This is a genomic window from Streptococcus oralis (genome assembly GCF_023110055.1).
In the GTDB taxonomy this organism is placed as follows: Bacteria; Bacillota; Bacilli; order Lactobacillales; family Streptococcaceae; genus Streptococcus; species Streptococcus oralis_BY.
The window spans coordinates 1,069,203-1,095,984 of the sequence record NZ_JALDVG010000001.1; the positions used below are offsets into that span (position 1 = coordinate 1,069,203).

Annotated in this window: 22 protein-coding genes; 3 read left to right on the forward strand and 19 right to left on the reverse strand. The window is 42.1% G+C overall.

The annotated features are described in order from the left end of the window. Positions 1-122 precede the first annotated feature (122 nt). Entirely contained in the window at positions 123-740 is a 618-nt protein-coding gene (locus M1G01_RS05140) for a TVP38/TMEM64 family protein (protein ID WP_000076177.1), read from the forward strand. 322 nt (positions 741-1,062) lie between these two features. Here M1G01_RS05140 and scrK read toward each other — a convergent pair whose 3' ends face one another. Together scrK and M1G01_RS05150 are read right to left on the reverse strand one after the other, a co-directional pair. Continuing rightward, positions 1,063-1,950: a fructokinase ScrK gene (gene scrK, locus M1G01_RS05145; RefSeq protein ID WP_049484304.1), complete on the reverse strand. Its 888-nt coding sequence runs from the start codon at positions 1,948-1,950 to the stop codon at positions 1,063-1,065. Positions 1,951-2,090: 140 nt separating this feature from the next. Further along, positions 2,091-3,986, reverse strand: coding sequence for a sucrose-specific PTS transporter subunit IIBC (locus M1G01_RS05150; RefSeq protein ID WP_247931318.1), 1,896 nt, complete (start codon positions 3,984-3,986; stop codon positions 2,091-2,093). Positions 3,987-4,364: 378 nt separating this feature from the next. On the opposite strand from M1G01_RS05150, the gene M1G01_RS05155 reads away from it, so the two are divergent. Together M1G01_RS05155 and M1G01_RS05160 are read left to right on the forward strand one after the other, a co-directional pair. Further along, the gene (locus tag M1G01_RS05155; protein ID WP_247931319.1) at positions 4,365-5,819 is read left to right on the forward strand and encodes a sucrose-6-phosphate hydrolase; all 1,455 of its coding nucleotides are present in this window, start codon (positions 4,365-4,367) and stop codon (positions 5,817-5,819) included. After that, positions 5,800-6,765: a LacI family DNA-binding transcriptional regulator gene (locus tag M1G01_RS05160; RefSeq protein WP_033606002.1), complete on the forward strand. Its 966-nt coding sequence runs from the start codon at positions 5,800-5,802 to the stop codon at positions 6,763-6,765. The genes M1G01_RS05155 and M1G01_RS05160 overlap by 20 nt, the downstream gene beginning before the upstream one ends. 151 nt (positions 6,766-6,916) lie before the next feature. Here M1G01_RS05160 and M1G01_RS05165 read toward each other — a convergent pair whose 3' ends face one another. The 17 genes from M1G01_RS05165 to M1G01_RS05245 form a co-directional block, all read right to left on the reverse strand. Continuing rightward, positions 6,917-8,191 (reverse strand): hydroxymethylglutaryl-CoA reductase, degradative, encoded by a 1,275-nt coding sequence (locus M1G01_RS05165; protein WP_247931320.1) that lies wholly within the window; start codon positions 8,189-8,191, stop codon positions 6,917-6,919. Further along, a complete protein-coding gene (locus M1G01_RS05170; protein WP_247931510.1) occupies positions 8,191-9,363 on the reverse strand; it encodes a hydroxymethylglutaryl-CoA synthase in 1,173 nt (390 codons plus the stop codon). The genes M1G01_RS05165 and M1G01_RS05170 overlap by 1 nt, the downstream gene beginning before the upstream one ends. Before the next feature lie 118 nt (positions 9,364-9,481). Next, positions 9,482-9,937, reverse strand: a complete 456-nt coding sequence (locus tag M1G01_RS05175) for a threonine/serine exporter family protein (protein ID WP_000176909.1) — start codon at positions 9,935-9,937, stop codon at positions 9,482-9,484. Between the two features lies 1 nt (position 9,938). Beyond that, positions 9,939-10,697, reverse strand: a complete 759-nt coding sequence (locus M1G01_RS05180; protein WP_000344542.1) for a threonine/serine exporter family protein — start codon at positions 10,695-10,697, stop codon at positions 9,939-9,941. 87 nt (positions 10,698-10,784) lie between these two features. Continuing rightward, positions 10,785-12,686 carry a Stk1 family PASTA domain-containing Ser/Thr kinase gene (pknB, locus tag M1G01_RS05185; RefSeq protein ID WP_247931321.1) on the reverse strand — a complete coding sequence of 634 codons (1,902 nt, stop codon included), beginning with the start codon at positions 12,684-12,686 and terminating at the stop codon, positions 10,785-10,787. Then, positions 12,683-13,423, reverse strand: a complete 741-nt coding sequence (locus tag M1G01_RS05190; RefSeq protein ID WP_000401527.1) for a Stp1/IreP family PP2C-type Ser/Thr phosphatase — start codon at positions 13,421-13,423, stop codon at positions 12,683-12,685. Before M1G01_RS05190 ends, pknB begins: the two co-directional genes overlap by 4 nt. A gap of 15 nt (positions 13,424-13,438) precedes the next feature. Next, positions 13,439-14,752 (reverse strand): 16S rRNA (cytosine(967)-C(5))-methyltransferase RsmB, encoded by a 1,314-nt coding sequence (gene rsmB, locus M1G01_RS05195; RefSeq protein ID WP_185755891.1) that lies wholly within the window; start codon positions 14,750-14,752, stop codon positions 13,439-13,441. Next, entirely contained in the window at positions 14,745-15,680 is a 936-nt protein-coding gene (gene fmt / locus M1G01_RS05200) for a methionyl-tRNA formyltransferase (RefSeq protein ID WP_125413704.1), read from the reverse strand. Before fmt ends, rsmB begins: the two co-directional genes overlap by 8 nt. Positions 15,681-15,692: 12 nt before the next feature. Continuing rightward, positions 15,693-18,089, reverse strand: coding sequence for a primosomal protein N' (locus tag M1G01_RS05205; protein WP_247931322.1), 2,397 nt, complete (start codon positions 18,087-18,089; stop codon positions 15,693-15,695). A 65-nt stretch (positions 18,090-18,154) separates the two neighbouring features. After that, a complete protein-coding gene (gene rpoZ, locus M1G01_RS05210) occupies positions 18,155-18,469 on the reverse strand; it encodes a DNA-directed RNA polymerase subunit omega (protein ID WP_002874282.1) in 315 nt (104 codons plus the stop codon). A gap of 24 nt (positions 18,470-18,493) precedes the next feature. After that, the gene (gmk, locus tag M1G01_RS05215) at positions 18,494-19,120 is read right to left on the reverse strand and encodes a guanylate kinase (RefSeq protein ID WP_000775041.1); all 627 of its coding nucleotides are present in this window, start codon (positions 19,118-19,120) and stop codon (positions 18,494-18,496) included. A 134-nt stretch (positions 19,121-19,254) separates the two neighbouring features. Beyond that, positions 19,255-20,868 carry a ribonuclease Y gene (locus tag M1G01_RS05220; RefSeq protein ID WP_216734102.1) on the reverse strand — a complete coding sequence of 538 codons (1,614 nt, stop codon included), beginning with the start codon at positions 20,866-20,868 and terminating at the stop codon, positions 19,255-19,257. A 333-nt stretch (positions 20,869-21,201) separates the two neighbouring features. Next, a complete protein-coding gene (locus M1G01_RS05225; RefSeq protein ID WP_070568017.1) occupies positions 21,202-23,949 on the reverse strand; it encodes an SIR2 family protein in 2,748 nt (915 codons plus the stop codon). Between the two features lie 333 nt (positions 23,950-24,282). Then, positions 24,283-24,537, reverse strand: a complete 255-nt coding sequence (locus M1G01_RS05230) for a Txe/YoeB family addiction module toxin (RefSeq protein WP_070568019.1) — start codon at positions 24,535-24,537, stop codon at positions 24,283-24,285. A gap of 3 nt (positions 24,538-24,540) precedes the next feature. Next, positions 24,541-24,795 (reverse strand): type II toxin-antitoxin system Phd/YefM family antitoxin, encoded by a 255-nt coding sequence (locus tag M1G01_RS05235; RefSeq protein WP_000388572.1) that lies wholly within the window; start codon positions 24,793-24,795, stop codon positions 24,541-24,543. A 131-nt stretch (positions 24,796-24,926) separates the two neighbouring features. Then, positions 24,927-26,024: a nucleotidyltransferase gene (locus M1G01_RS05240; RefSeq protein WP_247931323.1), complete on the reverse strand. Its 1,098-nt coding sequence runs from the start codon at positions 26,022-26,024 to the stop codon at positions 24,927-24,929. A gap of 9 nt (positions 26,025-26,033) precedes the next feature. Next, positions 26,034-26,774: a class I SAM-dependent DNA methyltransferase gene (locus tag M1G01_RS05245; protein ID WP_247931324.1), complete on the reverse strand. Its 741-nt coding sequence runs from the start codon at positions 26,772-26,774 to the stop codon at positions 26,034-26,036. Positions 26,775-26,782 lie beyond the last annotated feature (8 nt).

Below are 26,782 nucleotides of genomic sequence, written 5' to 3' on the forward strand. Positions count from 1 at the left end.
TCTTAGTATAACATATTTAAGGTCAAAAACCTATCACATATTCTCTAAGAAAAATACAGTCATTCCCCCCTTCTTTTGCAAAATATGGTATAGTAGAATCATACTATCTATGAGGAGTTTACATGTCACAGGATAAGCAAATGAAAGCTGTTTCTCCCCTTCTACAGCAAGTCATCAATATTTCATCTATCGTGGGGGGAGTCGGCACCTTGATTTTCTGTATTTGGGCCTATCAGGCGGGTGTTTTACAGTCCAAGGAAACCCTATCGGCCTTTATCCAGCAAGCTGGGGTTTGGGGGCCACCACTCTTTATCTTTTTACAGATCCTTCAAACCGTTGTTCCGATCATTCCGGGAGCTTTGACCTCAGTGGCTGGGGTCTTTATTTACGGCCACATCATCGGAACTATCTATAACTATATCGGCATCGTAATTGGCTGTGCCATTATCTTTTACCTCGTGCGTCTCTATGGAGCTGCCTTTGTTCAGTCGGTCGTCAGCAAACGCACCTATGACAAGTATATCGGTTGGCTAGATAAGGGCAATCGTTTCGAGCGGTTCTTTATCTTTATGATGATCTGGCCAGTTAGCCCGGCTGACTTTCTCTGTATGCTGGCTGCCCTCACCAAGATGACCTTCAAGCGCTATATGATTATCATCGTTTTGACCAAGCCCTTTACCCTAGTGGTTTATACTTATGGTTTGACTTATATTATTGATTTCTTCTGGCAGATGTTTTGAGAATAGAAAAATCCGTTTGGTTTCCCAAGCGGACTTTTAGAACATAAATAGAAAATAGCCTGATACTAAATATACTTTGGTATGAAAATCATGCCTATTTTTCGATAGTGAATCGAGGACTTACCTAGCCTTTCCGCCGTGATAAAAACACCTGAAATCTAATGGTTTCAGGTCTTGGGAAACTTTGAGACATTGGGCTCAAAGTTTAGGTATGGAATTTCGAAGAAAGTCGCTACCGTCCGTCATCACTTAAGGAAAGGCTCAAAAAATTGCCTTCAAACAAAATATCCGTTTGGTTGCCCAAGCGGATATTTTCTTTGTTTTATTTTGCGACACTCTTAGCGAGGACAAAGTTCCCAAGTGTGGCAGAACCATTGCCAGCAACAGCTGGAGTCACGATATAGTCACGTACATCTGGAACTGGTAGGTAGCCATTGAGTAGGGCTGTGAATTTCTCACGTACGCGGTCAAGCATATGTTGTTGAGCCATAACCCCACCACCAAAGACGATGACATCTGGACGGAAAGTTACAGTCGCATTCACTGCGGCTTGAGCAATGTAGTAGGCTTGAACATCCCAAACAGAGTTGTTGAGTTCAATGTTTTCCCCACGAACACCTGTACGAGCTTCCAAACTTGGACCAGCTGCATAACCTTCCAAACATCCATTATGGAAAGGACAAACACCATTAAATTCTTTTTCAATATCCATTGGGTGTCTAGCCACATAATAATGACCCATCTCAGGGTGACCAACACCGCCAATAAACTCGCCACGTTGGATAACACCTGCACCGATACCTGTACCGATTGTGTAATAAACCAAGTTTTCGATACGACCGCCGGCATTATTACGAGCAACCACTTCACCGTATGCAGAACTGTTTACGTCTGTCGTAAAATACATAGGCACGTTTAGAGCGCGACGAAGAGCACCAAGCAAGTCGACATTTCCCCAGTTAGGTTTTGGAGTTGTTGTGATAAATCCATAAGTTTTTGAGTTTTTATCGATATCGATTGGACCAAATGAACCAATGGCAAGTCCTGCAAGATTGTCAAATTTTGAGAAGAACTCGATGGTTTTATCGATTGTTTCAATAGGTGTTGTTGTAGGAAATTGTACCTTTTCTACAACGTTATAGTTTTCATCTCCGACAGCACAGACAAATTTTGTACCGCCCGCTTCCAAGCTTCCGTATAGTTTTGTCATGATTAACCTCTTGTATTTATTTTCTTTATTATAGCATATTTCCAGACTGAAAATTGCTCAATATTTTAGATTTTCCTCTGTAAATTTTACCATTCAAGCAAAAACGAACAAACATGACATTTGTTCGTTTTTTTGTTTTATTAAGCTTTAACTTCGATGATTGCGTCACCCTTAGCAACTGATCCAGAAGCAACTGGATTTACTGAAGCAAAGTCTGCAGTGTTTGTTACGATAACCATAGTTGTGTTATCAAGACCTGCAGCAGCAATCTTAGCTGAGTCAAAGGTTCCGAGAATGTCACCAGCTTTGACCTTGTCGCCTTGAGCAACCTTTTGTTCAAAGCCTTCACCGTTCATTGTCACCGTATCGATACCGACGTGGATCAAGATTTCAGCTCCGTTAGCTGTTCTTAGGCCATAAGCATGTCCTGTTGGGAAGACAATTGTCACTTCAGCATCAGCTGGTGCGTAAACAACATCTTCACTCGGTTTTACAGCAATACCTTGTCCCATAGCTCCACTTGAGAAGACTGGATCATTCACATTTGAAAGAGCAACGACATCACCAACGATTGGTGTTTGGATAACACCTTCGCTTGGTGAAATCACAGTACCAGTTACTGCTTCTTCAGTCAAACGATCTGTTTCAGCTTCAGAAATTGCTCCTGCAACCTCTTCTACTTCATCTTCGTAACCAAACATGTAAGTAAGAGCAAAACCAAGTGCAAAGGATACAGCTACCATAAGAAGGTATTGTAGAAGTTGTCCATTCCCAATGTAAAGCATTGTACCAGGGATGACTGTGATACCATTACCAGTACCAGCAAGTCCAAGGATTGAAGCAAGTCCACCACCGACTGCACCAGCAATCAATGAAAGGAAGAAAGGCTTACGGAAACGCAAGTTAACCCCGAAGATAGCAGGCTCAGTAATACCTAGGAAGGCAGAAAGAGCAGCTGGGAAAGCAAGAGTTTTAAGTTTAGGATTTTTAGTTTTCACACCAACGGCAACAGTTGCAGCACCTTGAGCAGTCATAGCTGCAGTAATGATAGCGTTGAATGGGTTAGCGTGGTCAGCAGCAAGCAATTGAACTTCAAGCAAGTTGAAGATGTGGTGAACACCTGATACGACGATTAATTGGTGAACTCCACCAATCAAGAAACCACCAAGTCCGAATGGCAAGTTAAGAATAGCTTTTGTTCCAATGAGAATGTAGTTTTCAACAACGTGAAAGACTGGTCCGATAACAAACAATCCAAGGATTGACATTACAAGGAGTGTTACAAACGGTGTTACCAAGAGGTCAAGTACATCTGGAACAACCTTACGAACTGCTTTTTCAAACTTAGCTCCGACAACCCCGATGATGAAGGCTGGAAGAACTGAACCTTGCAAACCTACAACTGGGATAAATCCGAAGAACTGCATTGCAGTTACTTCACCACCAGACGCAACAGCCCAGGCATTTGGAAGTGAATCAGAAACGAGCATCATACCAAGAACGATACCAACAGCTGGGTTACCACCGAATACACGGAAAGTTGACCAAACAACCAAACCTGGCAAGATAATAAAGGCAGTGTCTGTCAAGATCTGAGTATAAGTTGTCACATCTTCTGGAAGTGTCATTCCAAGAGCAGTCAAGAGACCACGAACACCCATGAAGAGACCAGTTGCTACGATAACTGGAATGATTGGAACGAAGACGTCACCGAAAGTACGGATAGCACGTTGGAACCAATTTCCTTGTTTAGCAGCTTCTGCTTTCATATCTTCTTTAGAAGATGTTGGCAAACCAAGTGCAACCACTTCGTCATACATCTTGTTTACTGTACCAGTCCCAAATATGATTTGGTATTGGCCTGAGTTAAAGAAAGCTCCTTGAACTTTATCCAAGTTCTCAATCACTTCCTTATTGATTTTCCCTTCATCTTTGACCATGACACGTAGACGAGTTGCACAGTGGGCTACACTGTTGACATTTTCACGTCCGCCAAGGGCTTCGATGACCTTTTTTGCAATATCCTGATTGTTCATTTGCAAAAATCTCCTTATAAAATTTTGTTCTTGTTTGAAAGCGATTTTATTCGCCCTACGACTATTATTTTATCATGTTTCTAAAATATGTCAAGCGTTTTGCAGAATTTTTTATTCCCTTTCTTTTTTCTCTGATTATTTTTGCTCGTTTTTGAGGGATATTCTCTTTTTCCTCAAAAAAATATCTTTATACTTGAGGAGATAAGGCTTTTATTTACATTTTCTTTCATTTTTTCGTGAAAATTTGCCAGATTTCCTTCACTTGATTCCTGGCAATCGTTTGACATATTTTTCTTTTTTTTAACATAAAAGACTTGCTTTTTTTGCCGAAAACGTTTACTATTAATAATAGAATAGAACTTATGGAGGAAAGATAAAATGGAATGGACAACCGAGCGCCGTTACAGACGCTATGAAGACTGGTCTAATGATGAAATCAAACAAATCAAGGAAAAGATGGCTCAATCTCCTTGGCATACTCGTTACCATGTCGAGCCTAAAATGGGCCTTCTCAATGATCCAAATGGCTTTTCTTATTTTGATGGCAAATGGATTCTCTTTTACCAAAACTTCCCCTTCGGTGCAGCCCATGGGTTGAAGTCTTGGGTGCAGCTTGAAAGTGATGATTTAGTGCACTTTACAGAAACTGGAGTCAAAATTTTACCAGATACTCCATTGGATAGCCACGGTGCCTACTCTGGTTCTGCCATGCAGTTCGGCGATCAGTTGTTCCTATTTTATACTGGAAATGTCCGTGATGAAAACTGGATCCGTCACCCTTACCAGATTGGGGCTTTGATGGATAAGGATGGCAAGATTACAAAGATTGACAAGATCTTGATTGACCAGCCAGCAGACTCTACAGACCACTTCCGCGACCCGCAAATTTTTAACTTCAAGGGTCAATATTATGCTATCGTCGGTGGACAGGACTTGGAGAAAAAAGGCTTCGTCCGTCTCTACAAGGCTGTGGACAATGATTATACAAACTGGCAAGCAGTTGGCGACCTTAACTTTGCTAACGACCGCACTGCCTACATGATGGAATGCCCAAATCTAGTCTTTGTAGGGGAGCAACCTGTCCTTCTCTACTGTCCACAAGGATTGGATAAACAAGTTCTAGACTATGACAATATCTACCCAAACATGTACAAAATAGGGGCATCCTTTGATCCTGAAAATGCCAAAATGGTAGATGTGTCTCAACTTCATAATCTAGACTATGGTTTCGAAGCCTATGCGACTCAAGCCTTCAACGCTCCAGATGGACGTGCACTAGCAGTAAGTTGGCTTGGGTTACCAGATGTTTCTTACCCATCTGACCGTTTTGACCACCAAGGAACCTTCTCATTGGTCAAAGAACTCACTATCAAAGATGGCAAACTCTACCAATATCCGGTCGCAGCCGTCAAAGAACTTCGTTCTTCTGAAGAGGCCTTCTTAAATCGCACTCAAACCAATAACACCTATGAACTCGAGCTCAACTTGGAGGCCAACAGCCAAAGCGAGATTGTCTTGCTCGCTGATAAAGAAGGCAAGGGGCTTTCAATCAACTTTGACCTTGTCAATGGACAGGTGACAGTGGATCGTAGTCAGGCTGGTCAACAGTACGCCCAAGAATTTGGTACGACACGTTCTTGCCCTATCAATAACCAAGCTACTACTGCTACTATCTTCATCGACAAGTCGGTCTTTGAAATTTTCATCAATAAAGGAGAAAAAGTATTTTCTGGTCGTGTCTTCCCACATGCGGGCCAAAATGGTATCCTGATCAAGTCTGGAAACCCAACTGGAACTTACTATGAATTAGATTATGGTCGCAAAACTAACTGATGTCGCAAAACTTGCAGGCGTCAGCCCCACTACCGTCTCACGGGTCATCAATAAAAAGGGGTATCTATCTGAGAAAACCATTCAAAAGGTTAATGAAGCCATGCGAGAATTGGGCTACAAGCCCAATAATCTGGCTCGAAGCCTCCAAGGAAAATCTGCCAAGTTGATTGGGCTTATTTTTCCAAACATCAGTCACGTCTTTTATGCGGAGTTGATTGACAAATTGGAACACCAACTCTTCAAAAATGGCTACAAGACCATCATCTGTAACAGCGAACACGACTCTGAAAAAGAACGGGAGTACATTGAAATGCTGGAGGCCAACCAGGTCGATGGTATCATTTCTGGAAGTCACAACTTGGGAATCGAAGACTACAATCGTGTGACGGCACCGATTATTTCCTTTGACCGAAACTTGTCTCCAGACATCCCTGTTGTCTCCTCTGATAACTACGGCGGCGGGGTCCTCGCAGCCCAAACCTTGGTCAAGACAGGCGCCCAGTCTATCATTATGATTACAGGGAATGACAACTCGAACTCACCTACTGGACTGCGCCATGCTGGTTTTGCATCGGTTCTCCCGAAAGCGCCTATTATCAATGTTTCGAGTGACTTTTCTCCCGTCAGAAAAGAAATGGAAATCAAGAATATCTTGACCCATCAGAAACCAGATGCGATTTTTGCTTCGGATGATTTGACAGCTATCCTGGTTATCAAAATCGCTCAAGAGCTGGGAATTTCTGTTCCTGAAGAGCTCAAGGTCATCGGCTATGATGGAACTTACTTTATCGAGAACTACTATCCTCACCTGACAACGATTAAGCAACCTATGAAAGAGATTGCCCACCTCACTGTCGATCTCCTCTTGCAGAAGATTGAAGGCAAGGAAGTTGCAACAACTGGTTACTTTTTACCCGTCACCCTATTACCAGGAAAAAGTATTTAATACTCTTCGAAAATCTCTTTAAATCACGTCAGCGTCCATCTACAACCTCAAAACAGTGTTTTGAGCAGCTTACGGCTAGCTTCCTAGTTTGCTTTTTGATTTTCATTGAGTATAAACACAAGAAAACTCAGACGAATTCGTCTGAGTTTTTTTATGATCTTAAGTTTTCGAGATAGCGCTGGGCTGTCTCTAAGTTAAAGGTTTTATCTGCGATGAGGCGCTCAACGAGGGGAGCAACTTCGGACTCACTAGCACCAGCTAGGAGAGCTAAGGATTTGGCCTGTAATTTCATGTGGCCTTGCTGGATGCCCGTACTTACCAAGGCTTTGAGGGCCGCAAAGTTTTGGGCAAGACCGATGGACACGATAATCTGAGCCAATTCCTTAGCTGAAGGATTTCCCAGTAGTTCATGACTGAGGGCTACACGAGGGTTGAGACCGATAGAGCCACCCTTGGTCGCTACCGGCATAGGTAAGGTCATCTCACCGACCAATTCTTCTGAGTCCCTATCTAGACTCCATCGACTAAGGCCTTGATAACGTCCATCTCGACTGGCAAAGGCATGAGCCCCAGCTTCGATGGCCCGCCAGTCATTACCCGTGGCAATCAAAATGGCATCGATACCATTAAAAATTCCTTTATTATGGGTAGCCGCTCGGTAGGGATCTGCCTGCGCAAACTGGCTAGCCAAAGCTATTTTCTCTGCTATTTCTCTGGCTTCATCCTTTTGTCGGCTCAAGTAGCGAAAGGCGATACGACAGCTTGCTGTCACCAGAGAATCGGTCGCGTAGTTGGACAGAATCCCCATGAGGCTCTGTCCCTGACTGAGTTCTTCTAAGACTGGCTTCAAGGCTTCTAGCATGGTATTGAGCATATTGGCCCCCATGGCTTCCTGGGTATCGACATGAAGATAAACAACGAGAAAGTCTGTTTCACCTTTGATCTGCTCTACATGCAAATCACGCGCTCCACCTCCACGTTTGACGATAGAAGGATAGGCTTGATTGGCAAGTTCCAAGAGTTCGGCTTTCTTGCTGGCAATCTTCTCTTGCGCTTGTTCAGGATCAGCAACTTGATAAAGGGCCACCTGACCGATCATCTGGCGCTCATGTACTTGAGCAGTAAAGCCACCTGCTCGCTTGATGATTTTGCTGGCATAGCTGGCCGCAGCAACCACTGAGGGCTCTTCTGTCACATAAGGAACTGTGTAGTCCTGACCATTCACCAAAAGTTCTGGAATGATCGAATAAGGCAGAGAAAAAGTTCCCACCACATTCTCACTCAGCTGATCTGCAACCGCCAAGCTGACTTGTTCATCCTGCTCCAGACTCATTTGCCTTTCAGGACTAAGGAGCGCCTGAGCTTGTAACAACTCCAGGCGCTCATGGTATGATTTTTTAGAAAATCCATTCCAACTTATCTTCATTATTTTTCAACCTTGCTATAACGGCGTTGGTGGTCGACAATTTCAACCAAGGCATAGTCTTGATGTTCATAACCTGCAAATTGGGCTGAACCAGACTCATCCAACTGCACCTCTTCGAAGAAGACTTTTTCATAGTTTGCAACAGACAATGTTGTACGTTGTTTAAGTTTACTCAAGCGATCCTTATCAAGATAAGTTTCATAACCTTCTACCAGCTCTCCACTAAAGAACTCTGAAACCGCTCCACTTCCGTAACTGTAGAGGGCAATTTTATCTCCAGCCTTCAAAGTCTCTGCATTTTCCAAAAGAGAAAGGAGGCCGAGGAAGAGAGAACCTGTGTAGATATTTCCAATCATCTGACTGTAGAGAATGGACTTGTCAAAGTTTTCTTGCAGACTATCCTTTTTCTCTTGAGATAAGTTCTTGTCCATCATCTTGCGCAAGCCTTTTAGGGCCAACTTAGGATAAGGCAAGTGGAAGCAGATAGCCACAAAGTCATCCATAGTCCAATCGTAGCGTTTCTTGTATTCATCCCAAGTCGTTGTCAGGCAATCAAGATACTGTTGGGTCGAGTACATGCCGTTTACATAAGGAGTGCTTGAGTAGTTCGGACGCCAGAAATCCATGATGTCGCGCGTTTGAGCAACATTATCATTGTTAAAGGCCATGATGCGCGGATTCTGGGTGATTAGCATCGCTACACTTCCAGCACCCTGAGTTGGTTCACCTGGAGTTCCTACACCATACTTGGCAATATCACTGGCAATGACCAAAACCTTAGACTCTGGAGAATTTTCCACATGCAATTTAGCATAATGAAGGGCAGCTGTCGCTCCATAGCAGGCTTCTTTGATTTCAAAGCTACGGGCGAAAGGCTGAATGCCTAATAGGCCATGAACAAAGACTGCCGCTGCCTTACTCTGGTCAATTCCTGACTCGGTCGCCACAATGACCATGTCGATTTCTTCTTTTTCTTTATCTGTGAGGATAGAGTTGCTTGCACTAGCTGCCAAGGTAACAATGTCCTCAGTCAGTGGCGCAATACTAATTTCATTTAACAAGAGTCCCTTGCTAAATTTTTCGGAGTCAACTCCCCTCACTTCTGCTAAGTCTTGTAATTTCAAGACATATTGACTGGTCGCAAAACCAATCTTATCAATACCGATTGTCATATTTACCTCTGTTTTTTCATTCATTGTAAAAAATCGTTTCATTCTATTTTATCACAAATAGGGACAAAAGAGAGAAAAAAGACTTGATTCAACAAATCAAGTCTTTGCTTTTACTGCATTAGGAAGAAATTCCTCGTTGTTTTCGGATATAGTAATAAAGCTTTAGAATTACTGTTCCACTTGCCATTCCAATAGAAATAACAAGAGCTAACATAACCACCAAAGTCGCGCTGGCAATAGCATGGCTGTAATCGCCTGTCACAAAGAAAGCTGTCGTTCGATAGGATAAATAACCCGGCACCAAGGGGGCAAGAATGGCCAAGACAAAGACCACCGCTGGTGTCTTATAGACAATACTTAAAATCTGACTGATGCAAGAGCCAATTACTGCTGCGATAAAGGTCGCGACAATAACATTGGTTGGTTCTTTGAGCACGAGATAGAGGAGCCAAACGCCCATTCCCAAAACACCACCAGGTAGGAGCATGGAGCGTTGAACATTCAGTACGATTAGAAAGGTGATAATGGCGAGTAAACTCGCCACTGCTTGGAGCAAAATACTTGTTAGAGTCATCTTATGTCATCAAAACCAGGGCGACAGAGGTGCCAGCCCCTAAAGCGAGGGTAATGAGCAAAGATTCAAACATCTTGCTCATACCAGAGTTGATATGGTTGGTCATGATATCCCGTACCGCATTTGTCAGAGCAATACCTGGAACAAAGGGCATGACCGCTCCTGCTATAATCAGGTCTGCCGTCGAAGGAAATCCTGTATAGCGGGCCCAGAACTGGGCAATCAATCCGAAAACAAAGGCACCCGCAAAGGCCGTTACAAAAGGAATGCGGACAAACTTCTCTACGTAGAGAGAGAAGGCAAATCCAAATAAGGTCGCAATAGCTGCGCCAAAAGCGTCATAGACATTGCCCCCAAACATAATCGAGAAGAAAGGGGCACTGAGGGTCGCTGCTACGGTCACTTGGAACTTGGTATAAGGAAGAGCTTGATTGCCGATTTCTTTCAGTTTTTTAAAGGCTGTCGAGAGATCAATCTGCCCTCCGACAAGCTCCCGTGATACTTGGTTGACATCACAGACTTTTTCAATGTTATAGGAGGATGAGGTCACCCGTTTCATCCGAGAAATATTGGTGTTTTCGATAGAAAAGAAAATAGCTGCGGGCATGGCAAGAACATTACAATCCATTATTCCCTGCGAATGGGCAATACGGATCATAGTATCCTCAACCCGATGAATCTCTGAGCCACTTTTCAAGAGAATGGTTCCAGCTAACATAATGACATCAATGACGGCATTTAACTCTCTCGATTCGTCCATTTTCTCCTCCTTTTTTCTACTTCCTATATTTTATCACAAAATCTTGTGAAAAAAAATCTTTGTCATGAAATCATGACAAAGATTCGTTTAATCTCGAGAACTTTCGCGAGATCCTTCATTATTGGATGAACTACTAGAAGGAGTATTCCCTTGTTGATTTCCTTGCTGGTTCCCTTGATTTGGTGTTGTTGTAGAACCCTGGTTTCCTCGTTGAGCAGGGTTAGAGGATGAAGTTGACGGCGGTGTTTTTGGTTTGTAGATGGAAAGTTTGATACGCGTACTTGCAAGATCAACCTGTTCTCCTGCTCTTGGCGTTTGACTTACAACAGTTCCTTCTGCCGTTCCTTCAGGAGCAGTCGATACTTCTACAACCTCAATATTTGCTTCCTTCACACCGACAATCTGAGTCAAGTTATTCTTTGTAAACTCGAGACTTGAACCGATGTAGTTCGGCATGCTGACACTAGTCACCTTCTTAGCTACTGTTAAGGTAATCGTAGTAGCTTTTGAGAGATCATAGGTCGAACCCGAAGCAGGGGTCTGTCTGAGGACGGTGCCAGGTTCGCTTTCGCTGGATTCTTCCTCTTCCATCTTGATTAGATTTTCAGGAACCTTCTTCTCCTTGAGTTCAGCTACGACATCCGTATACTTACGTCCGACATAATTGCTCAATTGAAAGGATTGCTTACCAGAAGAAACAATCAAATTGACCTTGGTTCCTTCTTTTCGGCCACTACCAGCTTCTGGATCCGTTCGAATAACACGTCCTTCTGCTACGGTATCGCTGGCCTCTGACTTTTCTTCACCGGCTTCAAACTTGGATTTTTTAAGAGCTTCCTTAGCCTCTGCAACGGTTTGCCCAGCCACGTTAGGAATAGCAATCGTTGCTGGTGTTCTTGACAAAATCCAGACCAAAGAGGCTACAACCAATAGGAGACTAGCCAAAAGAATCATATAGCGAGCCTTAAACTTCCGTTTCTTGGCTGGTTTTGGCGCTGGAGCCGGCTCTGCGACTGGTTGAGTTGCTTTCTTTGGCTGAGGACGTTCTTCCTGCGCAGGCGCTTTAGGAATAGACGTCAGTGTACTTTGTGGAACTTTAGGTAAAGTCTTAGTGTCTGCCTTACTCGCATCGTCAAAGACCAGTTTCGGTTCATTCCGACGATTATAAGACAAGCTAGTTGACAAGTCCACATACATTTCTGAAACAGACTGATAACGATCTGACAACTTCTTAGCAGTTGCCTTAATGACAACATTTTCTAAAGCCTGAGGGACAGATGGATTTTCAGCTATGACGGACGGAAGTGGCTTCTGGAAATGCTGGAGGGCGATGGTCACCGCGCTATCCCCATCATAAGGGATATGTCCCGTCAGCATCTCATAGAAGATAATCCCCATTGCATAGATATCACTCTGGAAGGTCGCTTTAGAACCACGCGCTTGCTCAGGTGACAAATAATGAACGGAGCCTAACATTGAGTTGGTCTGGGTCAGACTGGTCTCCGCAAAGGCAACGGCAATCCCAAAGTCCGTTACCTTAGCTGTGCCGTCAGGTGTCAAGAGGATATTTTGAGGTTTCAAATCACGGTGAACAATTCCTCGAGTATGGGCTAAGCGCATGGCCAAGAGGATTTGCCCCATGATCCGAACTGCTTCTTCATTTGAAAGAGGATAGTGTTCTTTGATATAACGCTTGAGGTCAAGGCCTGCTACGTATTCCATAGCTAGGTACTGTTGACCGTCTTCCTCACCAATATCTGTTATCCGAACGATATGAGGATGGTCCAGATCTGCCATGGCTCTCGCTTCACGTTGGAAACGTGCCACAGCAATCGGGTCCGTCTGGTAGTTGGTCCTCAGGACCTTCACTGCCACTTCTTCCCCGTCTAGGATCAAATCCTTGGCCAAGTATACATCTGCCATGCCTCCTCGACCAATCTGCTTGACAATCCGATACCGCCCGGCAAAAATCTTGCCGATTTGGATCATTCTGCTGCCTCCTCGTTCATGTAAACAAGGGCAACCGTAATGTTGTCTAAACCTCCTGCATTGTTAGCGAAGCGAATGAGGGTTGCCGCCTTGTCTGCTAGGGAAATATCACTGGTTACAATATCATAAATCTCGCTTGCCGAAATCATATTGGTCAAACCATCACTATTGAGCAAGAGATAATCTCCTGACTCCAGTGTAATCATCCCAAAATCTGGCTGGATTTCATCTTTTTGTCCGATAGACTGGGTGATGATATTCTTTTGAGGGTGAGTTTCTGCTTCTTCTGGAGTCAATTGACCAGCCTTGAGCAATTCGTTGACCAAGGAATGGTCACTCGTCAACTGGTGGTATTCTTCTCCACGAATCAAACCGATACGAGAATCCCCAATGTGAGCATAGATGGCTTGGTTGTCAATAAAAGCAACAGCTTCTAGCGTTGTTCCCATACCTCTGTAGGCTTCGTCCTGACCTAGTTGATGAATTTTTTGATTTTCAATCTCCAGGTAGTGGGCAAACCACTCACGAACTTCATTGACTGAGTCAATTTGGGTATCCACCCAAGCCACACCAAGGTCTGTTACCGCCATCTCACTAGCGATATTTCCTGCACGGTGTCCTCCCATCCCGTCAGCCAAGATGATCATAGTGCGTCCTGCTCGGTTGACAAAGTGATTGACATAGTCTTGGTTATTTGTTCGTTTCTGACCAACATCTGTTAATAATGCTATTTCCATTGTGTCAGTTCCTTCCTAATCTGATATCTTACGAAATTGGCTAATGAAGAATCCATCGCTTCCATACAATTCTGGAGTAATCAGGATGCAGCCATCTTTCAGGATATCTTTACATTCGTGTTCTAGTTTAACCTGCTCGAACTCGGGATGACTTTCTAAAAACGCCTCAACGACTTGAAAGTTCTCCTCAGAGACAATAGTACAGGTACTATACGTTATTATACCACCTTTACGTAGCGTTTGACAAACACTACCTAATATTTCCAGCTGAATTTCCTGTAAGGACATGAAATCTGCTGTTTCTTTATTGTATTTGATGTCTGGTTTACGACGCAAGAGTCCAATCCCAGAACAGGGAGCATCTACCAAAATCTTATCAAAAGAGTCCTTTTCAAAAAACTCATGCACCTTTCTGGCATCCAATTTTTGCGTTTGCACTTGATCTGCCACACCTAAACGCTCCGCATTTTCTTGGATCAAGTCCAACTTATGGTCATAAAGATCCAAAGCCGTCACCTTACCGGATGTGAGGTAAGAGGCCATATGGGCTGTTTTTCCACCCGGAGCGGCACAGGCATCTAGGACCTGTTCATCACCTTGTAGATCAAGGGTCGGAGCAACCAATTGACTGGACTCGTCTTGGATGGTTATAGCCCCTTCTGCGAACAAATCATGACCTGCAAAGTGGCCTTGCTCCTTGACCAAACCAGTGGCCGCCAAAGGGGAATCAGTCGTCTCTAACACAGCTTTGATTTCCTCTTTTCGGCTCAAGTTGGTCACCCGGATGCTGGCTTTGTTACGCACCAAGAGACTTTTAAAGATGGCTTGTGCTCGCTCTTCACCGTATTCTTCCTTAAGTTTAGATACGAGCCAAACTGGGAGAGAATAAGCAATGGAATCACGCTTGTTTTTGCGTTTGATACTGTCAATGTCTGGCCAGCCTTCTCGCAAGATACGACGAAGGACGGCGTTGACCAATTTTTCACTCCCTTTTTTACGGGCTTTGGCTAGCTCTACCGCTTCATTAACAACAGCGTGATTAGGAATCTTATCCAGATACCGAAGTTGGTAAGCGCTCAGGAGGAGCAGAATATAGAGCCAGTTATCTAGCTTATCTCTGTCTTCGATAAAGTGGGACAGGTACCATTCCAGAGTGAGTTTTCGGGCTACCGTTCCGTAGACAATCTCTGTCACCAAACCCTTGTCTGTTGCTGAGAGTTGACTCCCCTTGAGGTGTTTATTTAAGGCAATATTTGAATATGCTTGGTTGACAAAAACATCCTCTAACACTGCTAGAACTAGACTTCTAGCCGTTTCTACTTTAGTCACCAAATCGTTCTCCTACAGTCAATGTCCGTCCCACTCCGTTGAGGAAGGAAGCAATGTCCATCTTAGGTTTACCAGCTGGCTGCACTTGCTTGAGGGATAGAGCTCCTTCAGCCGTTGCGACGATTAATTCCTTTTTGCCAATAGAGAGAATCTCCCCTGGATTTCCCTGACCTTCTACTGGTAGGGCTTCATAAATCTTAAAGCGGTCACCCTTAAGGAAAGTATGGGCAACAGGCCAAGGATTCATCCCACGGATTTGGTTGAAGAGTTGGCGATTGGTTTTAGTCCAATCCAGTTTCTCTTCCTCTGGCTTGATATTTGGCGAGAAAGTGACCTGACTAGGATCTTGTGGTTCAGGTTTGATCTCCCCAGCAATATAGCCAGGAAGGGTGTCCAAAAGCAAGTCACGACCAACGATTGCCAATTTTTCAAACAAGGTGCCGACATTGTCCTCATCTGTGATAGGAATACTGCGACGGGAAATCATATCTCCTGCATCCATTTCCTTAACCATCTCCATAATGGTCACACCAGCTTCCTCATCCCCTTGAATCAAGGCATAATGAATGGGAGCTCCACCACGGTGTTTGGGAAGAAGGGAAGCGTGAACATTGACCGCAAAGTCCATGCTATCAAGAAGTTTGCTTGGGAGAAACTGCCCAAAAGCAGCGGTCACAATCCCATCCGCTCCTAGATTCATAATAGCTTCCAGCTCTGGGCTCCCAGATAATTTTTCTGGTTGGTAGATAGGAAGACCTGCTTCTTTGGCAGCTTGCTTGACTGGGGTTTCTTGGATCACTTTTTTACGGCCAACAGCGCGGTCTGGCTGGGTCACAACAGCTAGAATCTCGTAACGGTCGTCTGATATCAACCCCTTCAAAACTGTCGCTGAAAAATCGGGAGTTCCCATAAAGATTAATTTTGTCATTTCTTCTCCTTCTTATAAAAATTGCTGCGGCTCATGGTCAATACTGAGACGAAGCTCGCTATTTTCCCGTTCTTGAGTCAAGGCCAAAACTCGATTGAGAGTTGGACCCAGCTCATCTTCTAAACGGTATTTAATCAAAATCTGGTAATGATAAAGGTTGTGGGTACGAGCGATGGGTTTTGGCGTTGGTCCAAGGATTTTACTAGTTTCCGATAAACCTGAGCGTAATATTTCCATAACTTCATAGGCACGTTTGACAACCTCTTCTTCTTTCTTGTGAGAGAGGGTAATCCCAATGGTGAAATAATAAGGTGGGTAGCCAAGTTGGCGTCTGATACTCATTTCATAGGCATAAAAGCCTTCATAATCCTGATCTTTTGCAAAACGAATGGCATAGTGCTCCGGATTGTATGACTGAATCAAGACCTGCCCAGCTTTTTCCGCACGACCTGCCCGACCAGCCACCTGAGTTAAGAGTTGGAAGGTTCTCTCAGAAGAACGAAAATCAGGCAGATTCAAGGCCGTATCCGCATTGAGTACTCCAACCAAAGTCACATTTGGAAAATCCAAGCCCTTGGCAATCATCTGAGTTCCCAGCAAGATATCCGCTTCCCCTCGGCCAAACTGGTCAAGAAGAGCTTGGTGACTGCCTTTCTTGCGGGTCGTATCCACATCCATCCGCAGAATGCGAGCCTGAGGAAAGAGTTCTGCCAGTTCATCGTAAGCTTTCTGAGTCCCCGTCCCGTAGTAACGAATACTGCGGCTTTGACAGTTGGGACAGACATGAGGAATCCCCTTTGAAAATCCACAGTAATGGCAGTTCATGGTCTTGGTATCCATGTGGAGAGTCAGAGAAATATCACAGTTGGGACAGCTATCTACCGTTCCACACTCCCGACACATAACAAAACTAGAATAACCCCGACGGTTGAGCATGAGGACTGCCTGTTCTTTTTTATCCAAACGGTCTCGAATGGCCTCTAGCAAAGGAGGCGTAAAGTTTGATGTCTCATTCTGCCCGATATAGTCCCGAAAGTCAATCACTTGAACTTCAGGAATAGTGGCTAAAGGATTGGCCCGTTGGGTCAGACGTAAGTGTTGATAGACACCTTTTCCAGCACGCGCACGGCTCTCTAAGCTCGGTGTCGCTGAGCCAAGGACTAGGGCTGCTTGATTGTACTGGGCCCGTAGAATGGCGACCTCTCTAGCATGATAACGGGGATTGCTGTCTTGTTTGTAGCTAGCTTCATGCTCTTCGTCGATAATGATGACACCTAGATTTTTCAAAGGAGCAAAGATAGCTGATCGAGCGCCAACAACAACTTGGGCATCGCCACGCTCAACCTTGCGCCATTCGTCGTACTTTTCACCATTGGACAGGCCTGAGTGAAGAATGGCTACTTTCTCACCAAATCGAGCAATAAAACGCTCCGTCATTTGTGGCGTCAGAGAAATCTCAGGTACCAGCAAAATGGCCGTCTTACCCTTGTCCAAGGCCCCTTGGATAATCTGCAAGTAAACCTCAGTTTTCCCACTTCCTGTAATTCCTTGAAGGAGGAAAGGAGGTTGCTGACTGCCAATAGCACTGATAACAGCATCGCGAGCTTGTCTTTGCTCTGGGTTCAGAGACAAAGGTTGGCTGGCTTCAATGCCTTCAAAATAAGCGGCTGAGCGTTGCACTTCCTTTTGGACTAGGGTTAGAGCTCCTTGCTCCACAAAGAAATTGACTTGCTCGCGTGAGTAGGATTCTAACAAGCTAGCCAGAGGAGCACTCTCAGGACGAGACAGTAAATAGTCTCTCAGCTCTGCCTTTTTCTTAGCACGCGCAGAAATCTCAACACCTTCTAACTGCTCAACATGGACCTCATACCAAGATTGGGTCTTGACCTTCTTCTGATCAACAGCCTGGTACTCTAAACGGAGCAACCCTTTTCTGGTCAAGCGCATCATTTCAGCTTGCTTGGCAAGGTCTAAAGAAGAAAAGGCGAGCGAATCTTCTGAACCAAACAAGCGCTCTTTGTCTTGCCGACTCAAACCTTCCAGAGGATAGAGAATCTTATCATAGCTGGAGTTTAAAAATCCCGGCAACATGGCTTTTAGAATGGAGATTTTGTAAGAAAAGACGGACTTGCGTAGCTCCTCAGCTAGCCAAAGTTGCTCCTGAGTCAAGACTGGAGAAAAGTCTAGCACCTCCGCAATCTCTTTCAAGTCCTGATCAGCCACCTCTTCATCCGAATGGGACTCCAGGCCTAGCACAATCCCTTGAATCAAACGATTGCCCTTACCGAAGGGGACATGGACCCGCATACCGACTTCCAGCATGTCTATAAATTCCTCTGGGATCTTGTAACTGTATGGCTGGTCCGTCTGCATCAGGGGAACATCCACGATAATCTTTGCGATAGCCATCTTCTCACCTCCTTCTTGTCAGTACATTCTTGCAATAGAAAAAATAAGATTGAGTCCCCCCAACCTTAAATTTTTTCACCATCTTCTTTTTCTTTAGCAATTTGCTCTTTGATTTTCTTTTCTTCTTCTTCTTTTCGGCGTTTTTCTTCTTCGATACGGAGACGAACCGCTTCACGTTTTCCTTCTGGATCTGGGTGAATGGTTACATTTCCTGACTCGATTTCTTCCAAAGCGCGAAGAGTTGATTTTTCAGACTTAAACTCTTGAGTTGCTGGCGCACCGGCTTCTAGTTCATGGGCACGTTTTGCTTCCAAGATTACGAGTGAATATTTTGATGGTACCTTGTCTAGCAAGGTATCGATAGAGGGTTTTAACATCATTTGTTTGTACCTGTTTTCTAAATTTTATCGAGTAGTTGGAGATTTTGGCAACATCTCCTGGTAGTGACCAATGACACGGTCCACACGGAAGTGTTCTGCTTCGATCACACGCTTGACACGTTCAGCAGCGAGGGGCACCTGATCGTTGACAATGGCATAATCATACTCACGCATGAGGGCAATTTCTTCCTTGGCTTTTTCGATTCGTTGGGCAATCACTTCAGCGCTATCTGTTCCACGACCTACCAAACGATCTTGCAATTCATCCAAATCTGGTGGCGTTAGAAAGATAAAGACAGCGTCTGGAACCTTTTTCTTAACCTGAAGGGCTCCTTGCACTTCAATCTCAAGAAAGACATCGATTCCCTTGTCCAAAGTTTCATTGACATAGGTTAGAGGAGTTCCATAATAGTTACCGACATATTCTGCATATTCCAACATCTGACCTTGACGAATCAGCTCTTCAAACTCTTCACGAGTACGGAAGAAATAATCTACTCCGTCCACTTCACCAGGACGTTGCGCACGCGTCGTCATCGATACAGAGTATTGAAATTGATTTTCAGAACTCTCAAAAATCTCTCTTCTAACCGTTCCTTTCCCAACTCCTGAAGGACCAGAAAAAACGATTAGCAAGCCTCGGTCTGCCATTATGTCTCCTTTAGTTAGTCTGTGAAATAAAGTGAAATTTCTCTCGGATACTGATGATAAGGTCAGTTATCCTTCTACAGTCTTTCTATCTAGTGTAACAAAAAAGCAGTAATATTTCAACTGCTCTTTCTTATTTATTTAGCATAATCTACTGCACGAAGTTCGCGGATCACGGTTACCTTGATATTTCCTGGGTAATCGAGATTGTTTTCAATTTTCTCACGAACTTTGTGAGCCAAGATTGTGACTTTGTCGTCTTTGATTTGTCCTGGATTAACCATGATACGGATTTCACGTCCTGCTTGAAGGGCAAAGCTGTTTTGCACACCTTCAAAGCCATTGGCGATTTCTTCCAAGTCATGGAGACGCTTGATATAGCTTTCAAGAGATTCACTACGGGCACCTGGACGCGCTGCACTCAAGGCATCTGCTGCAGCAACAATCACTGCAATGACGCTTTCGGCTTCGACATCACCGTGGTGGCTAGCAATCGTATTCACCACAACTGGGTGTTCCTTGTACTTACGAGCCAACTCTGTACCAATCTCAACGTGGCTACCTTCAACCTCGCGGTCAATAGCTTTCCCTATGTCGTGAAGGAATCCAGCACGACGGGCAAGAGCTGCATTTTCACCAAGTTCACTGGCGATGATACCAGATAACTTAGCAACCTCAATCGAATGACGCAAGACATTTTGTCCATAAGAAGTACGGAACTGCAAACGTCCCATGATCTTCATCAAGTCTGGATGGAGGTTTGGCGCACCAATCTCATAGGCAGCAGCCTCCCCATATTCACGGATTTTATTGTCAATCTCTTGACGGTTTTTCTCCACCAACTCCTCGATACGAGCTGGGTGGATACGGCCATCCTTGAGCAACATTTCCATGGTCATACGAGCAATTTCACGACGAATCGGATCAAATCCTGACAAGGTTACCACTTCTGGCGTGTCGTCAATGATGACATCTACCCCTGTCAAACTTTCAAAGGTACGAATATTGCGTCCTTCACGACCGATAATGCGTCCCTTCATGGTATCGTCTGGTAGGTGAACTGTAGAGTTTGTTGACTCTGCTACATACTCACCAGCGATACGTTGCATAGCCTGAACCAAGATATCTTTCGCAATCTTGTCTGAACGTTCCTTCACTTCTTGCTCTGCCTCACGAATGCGGCTAGCAATTTCCTTGGTCAAATTTTCCTCTGTCTGAGCCAAGATAATATCTCGAGCCTCAGTTTGGGAAAGGGAACCGATACGTTCAAGTTCAGCTTCTTTTTGTCTTTCGACTTCCTCTAATTGCTCTTCACGTGCATCAAGGTTTTTTGCTCTATCAGAAATACTTTGTTCTTTTTGTTCAAGTGTTTTTTCTTTGTTCGTCAAATTGTCGTCTTTGCGGTCAAGACTCGTTGCACGTTCCGTCAAACGACTTTCGATTTGCTTGAGCTCCTGACGTTCTGACTTAAATTCAGCGTCCACTTCTTCACGGTATTTTCTGGCTTCCTCTTTGGCCTCCAATAGTGCTTCTTTTTTAAGAGACTTGCTTTCGCTCTTAGCTTCATTTAGCAATAAATCCGCTTCGCGCTCAGCTTGTCCTCGTAAATTAGTTGCTTCTTGTTCAGCATTTAGAAGCATCAACTCTGCAGCCTCTTGAGATGATTTCATCTTAGCTGAGATGCTGACATATCCAATGACTAAACCAATGATGACGGCAAAAACAACAATCGCAATGGTCATGATTTCCATGTTTTTACCTCATTAAATTTGTTTATCGAATGACATACATTCCTTAATATTCTATCATAAAAAACCGATTTTCACAAACCCAAATTGAAGAGTTTTGTATGAATTTTAGGACTACAATTCCTTAGATTTTTGAGGAAGCAATTCATTGTCACTATCAAAAAGTTCCACCGAATCTCTACAGCTATGGATTACCTATTATTGTACCAAGTAGTGTTCTGCTAGATTCAAACATTTTGCTTTCAAGTCTTTGAAAATTCACTTTAGGAAATTACAGCTTCTCTTCAAGGTCAAATTTGTCATAAATTAACTGTTTTTTTATTTAGTTGTTTCAGTCTATTTCTTAAGTATTAGTTTATCCTCATCGAGAGCTTTTAAAATATACTCATTAATCAATTTATTATCTTCTTCATTTTTTGAAAAATAAGTTTTAATATTATTGGGAGTTCTATATTCTAATAGACGATGGATAACATCATCACTTCTATCATGGAACCAAGTCCAATCTACTTCAGGATAAAGTCCTCGAATATCTTCTTCAATATCTTTTAAAATCTCAAAATCAGAAAAATATCCTTTTCTACTTAAGTTGTATAAATCTGATACAGATTTTTCTCTTGGTTCTGGGAAAGTTTTAACCCCCTCAACTCTTTTATCATTAATTCTTTCAATCAAATAATGGTAGATTTTATTTTGTATCTGAGGAAAATCATAGACTTTAGAACTCATCAGATCAATTACTTTATGGTAAATAATGTTTTCTGATTTTTCATAAGCTTTTAGAGTATCTAAAATATCATCTTTAACATCCTCTTCAAAATACTTAAATAAGTGACATATCAAGTCAGAATATTCTAAGATTTTTTTTATATCGTCTTTTTTATATTTTATTCTTAAAATATCTGTATTAAATTTTTCGAGTACTACTATTGCAGTTTCCTGATCAGTTGAGCAGTATTCTAGTAACTGTGAATAGAGTGGATACACTGAATAATATAACGAAAAATTGTTCTCCAAAATTTCATTTAAATGTTTATTTACAATCCCAATTATCTTAGAATTCAATGAATTTTTATCAATAGAATCCATATTAGCGAGAACTATTTTAATAAGTCCCCTAATTTCCTCTCTCCAATTATAATACAGTGTTTGAGTATTTAAAATCTCTATTACTCTTTCTATGTCAATATCATCAACAAGAGGAAGAAAAGTTAGTATATTTTTAAGTTCTCGGAGGTTTTCATATTCAGTAATTTCAAGTCTTTCTTGAAGATAAGTAATTCGATTCAACAAGTAGTCTTTCGCTTCCTCAGTAACTTTTATTTTGCTAAATGAATAGTTTCTAAAATATAAATTTACAACCTTAAAATCTATACTCGGCAGAATTAATTGGACATCATCCAAATCTAGATTTTTAAGCCAAGAGGCTGTTCTATCGAAAATACTTGCCTCAGGATTTACATATGAATTATCATAACTGAGTAATAATATTTCTAAATATCTATTAACGATTGATTTATAAATCTTATAATGTTCAACACATAAACAATTTAATTTTAAAAAATTATAAAGATTTTTTACTGTAAACTTCGCATTAAAGAGATGATAATTAGAAGACCATCCTCCTCTTCTATAGTTTTCATGCTCTTCACGAATTTCATCAAATAATTCATTAATAGTTTCTAATTTTCTATATAAAAAATTGAGATTAAGGATTGAATCTCTAAAAAATTCTATAACCTTTTTCTCATCTCCTGTAACCGAGTTAATAATTTGTTCTGTTAATTCGCTTAATTCTCCATCATAAAGTGGCTCTGCATAACTAGGTGTTTTTTCGCGTCTATCAATTATTTTAATTTGCTGAAAATTAAATTCACAAACTAAAAAGTTAAAATAGTCTTTCTGACGAAATGCTATATTAGCTAGTTCTCTAAATTTTGCTTTTGCTAAAGAATATTGTTTTTCTTCATACAACTTAAAAGCCTCACTTAAGAAGCGATTCTCCTTTAAATCTCTAGGTTCATCAATATCCATATCTAGAAACCGGTTTAATAAAGATTTTTTATATACCATATTTCGTAATTCTTCATGACCATCAACTTCAAATGTTAATTGATTATTTCCAAACCAGCGATATTCATCATCCCAGTTTAAAGCTCTTTTCTTTAAAGCAGAATATCTAGAAAAATCTTTCGCATCAATAAAACTAAGTCTATCTAAAAAAGCCAGTTGATTCCATAAATCATCAGCATTATTTACATCTTGACTTCGGTTTTCTGATAGAGCCTCTAAAAAATCTTTTGTCCTGCAATACAATTTTTTCTGTTTTTCTGATGCCTCCTCACCTGGATTCTCTTCGTTAGAGATAATGATAATTCCTTGCTTTTTGTAATACTCTCGGATGATCATAGACGGTTCCTCGGGAGTATAAAAATAAGCATTTTTAGCATCCAATTTAAATGTATTTTGAATCATTCTAAAAATTGAATTAAAAGTCGAATCACTTAGAGAATACCCCACAAACAATAAAGTATGATTCATTATCAATGACTGGATTAAAGTAGAAATCATTGGGAAGTTCAAAGGATAGTCTAAATAATCTTCTTCTTTTAAAACAATATTTTTCTTACTGAAGTCTCCATGCATTTTAATCAAGTATCTTTCCGAACTCGTATAGGGGATGTCTTTATCTTCAGCTACTACATTGTACCTTAACAAACCACTTTCAAACTGACTTTCCAGAAGTGAATCATAGTTTGTCGTAATAATATGTTTTGGTGCTATTTTTTCTATTAATTTATGTAACTCATTTGGTTTACTTAATCCCCTCTTAAAGAAAATTTCTTCTATCTTTTTTGTGTACTGATTTTTCCCAAAATTATCATAATAATACTGAGCAATTCTCAGAGGACTATCTGTTCTTTCTTCTGGTAAGTTCAACTCTTTTTTTAATGATTGAATCAATTCGCCCCAAGTTGGTAGATTAGAATTTGCTGAAATCCCTGCACCGACAAACAAAATTAAAGAATTTTCTTTAATAGAATTCTTTATTTGAGTTATAGATAAGTTATAATTTTCTTCCATATTTGAACCATCCTATCATTAGCTTGTATTATCTAAATACAAATTATCCTTCGAAATTTTCTTCTTTTCTGTTATATAATCATAAATAAGAGTTTATCATTGTTTATAAATATAAAAATTTGTTTGTCTATTATATTTTTTTATATTAACAATTCTCTTCATTATACCACAAAATAAGAGTTATAAAGCGGATTCAAGGGACAAGAATCTAGTTATTATACTAATAATTTTTTACTGATTTCTTAACTTAGGAAGTCTGTCATTTTCCAAAGACTTTATCTTCAATTACCTATCTAAAATTTCTAAAATAAAAAAGCCTACCTTTCAGTAGACTTAGTAATGATCTTTGAAGGACAAGAAAGCCACGCTATCTCCATCTATCATATAAATCAAGCGATTTTCTGCATCAATGCGCCGCGACCAAGCTCCTTGGTAGTCATACTTGAGTGGTTCTGGTTTACCAATTCCTGAAAAAGGATCTCGTTGAATATCCTTGATTAGCATGTTGATTCTTTTTAGCGTTTTCTTGTCCTGAGTTTGCCAGTAGCAATAATCTGCCCAGACATCTTCTGTAAACTTGAGCAGCATTTCTCACTCCTCAATCACATGGACCTGAGTACTTCCAGCTCGGACTTGAGCCATTCCTCGCAAAACCTTATCAGAAAGTTCCTTATTTTGAGCGATTCTCAGGGTTTCCTGAATACTGTCCCATTCGCTCTTTGAAAGGACTACAATATCCTCATCTGGGTTTTTATTGACCACCGTCAAAGGCTCAAATTCATCGTTTACCTTCTTCATGTAGTCTTTTAAATGATTTCGGAATGTTGAGTAAAGAACTGCTTCCATAACCATACCTCGTTTTACCTCTTTTCCACTATTATACACGAAAAGAAAGGAATTGTCAGGAACTTGTACAAGATTTTTCTTTTCTATCTATTTATTCGAAAAAATCTCAAAAAGCCTACCTTTCAGTAGACTTAGTTTAATTCTATTTTGATAGGCACTCTGCCAAAATTCTGCTCTGCTATACTTGGCTGGCCTAGTCGGTATATCTGGTCTGCCTTTTGGGTCATGGTATCCCAAGGTTCTTTGCCAATTCGGCTGACTAGATGGACCTGCCCTTTCAGAGACTTGAGATGTTGTCTGCCTTTTTCAGTAAAGCCAAGGACATGGATGGCTTCTGGCAAGTCGCTTTCTCTGGCCTGCACCAAGATATAAGTCAAGAGGCGTCTGACACGCGCTTTTGTGTAACGTTTGGTCGCAACTGCCTCGACCAATTCCTCCACAGACTGGGCTATCTTGATGGCATCCTTGATACGCACTGCCATTTCTTGATTGACCTGATAGATGGTCGTCAGGTCTGGATTTGACAAGATTTGATAGCGGAGCAAGGGAAAATAATCATCCCAACTCACCTTACTGGCCTGCTCAAAGAGGTCAAGAGAAGGCATAAAGCGTTCTAAGAAATCTTTGTCCCTCTGGTGCTGACGGAGGGCTGTCGCCGAGGCAAAGTCCACATCCTTGTCCACAGAATGATAACCCGCTCCCTGACGCTGAATCGGCTCAAGCTTGATGTTGCGTCCTGCAACCGCCTTGGCATAGGCCAAAGCTAGAACATGATTGGGCATATTGCCAGAAAAATCAAGACCTGCAAATTCCTTCCACATAGCTTGGGTTTTCTGGGGATAAGATAGTGAATCAGGCAGATTTTCCACAAATTTCTCCATCTCAGCACCTTGCTCTGTGTATAAGTCAGATATCTTTTGATAATCCAGAACTTCTTCTGTCCCGAAATCTAGAGTATCAATCCCCAACCGAGCCAAGATATCCACAGCTCCTTGGCCAAAGAAATCTGCCGCCTGAACACTGACTAAAAAGGGCAATTCCACTACCAGATCTGCTCCATTTTCCAGCGCCATCTGAGCCCGTGTCCACTTGTCTACGATAGCAGGTTCTCCACGCTGCATGAAATTCCCAGACATGGCAACGATTTTCAGTCCCTCCGCCTGCTCAAGCAGATATTTGTGCCCATTATGAAAAGGATTGAACTCTGCGATAATACCTGTGATGGTCATGATGTTCTCCTACTTCTGCGCGACAAAAAACCAACGGGTGCTGGTTTCTGTTGGCTCCTTGTCCTCAAAGTCCGCATAGAGTTTGAAAGACTTGAAACCAGCCTGCTCCAGCAAAATATCATAGGTCAAAACTTCATAGGTCCGCTCCTCATGCACTTCATCGTGACGACTAAAGGAACCGTCAGCCTCCTTGATAAAGAAAGTCAACTCATGCACGATGGAGTGAGGAGCTTCGTCCTCATAGGTATCCCAAAGCATGGCAAAATCTTCCGCATTTTCATGGTAAGAATAGCCTGGGAATACTTCATCTGTCTGGTAGATCGAATGCACATCAAAGATGAATACTCCGTCTTCATTGAGGGCATTGTATACTTCCTTAAAGACGTCTCCTACCTCTACCTCATCCTGCATGTAGCAGATAGAGTCCGAGTAGCAAGTCACAAAATCATATTTACCAGCCTTAGATAAATCCAGCATATTGCCTTCAATAAAATCAATCTTTTGCTTGGCTGAAGTAGCTCTTTTCTCCGCAATCTTCAGCATACCCGCGCTCAAGTCAAGTCCTGTCACATCAAAGCCAGCCTGAGAAAAGCGAACAGACTGGATACCTGTTCCACAAGCCAATTCCAAAAGCTTCTTTCTCTCCTTGGTCTTAGGCAAATGACGTAGCGAAAAATCCGTCCATTTATCGTATAAACTATCATCCATGACCGCATCATAGACCGCCGCAAAGGTTTCATAAGTAGCCATAATTAAGA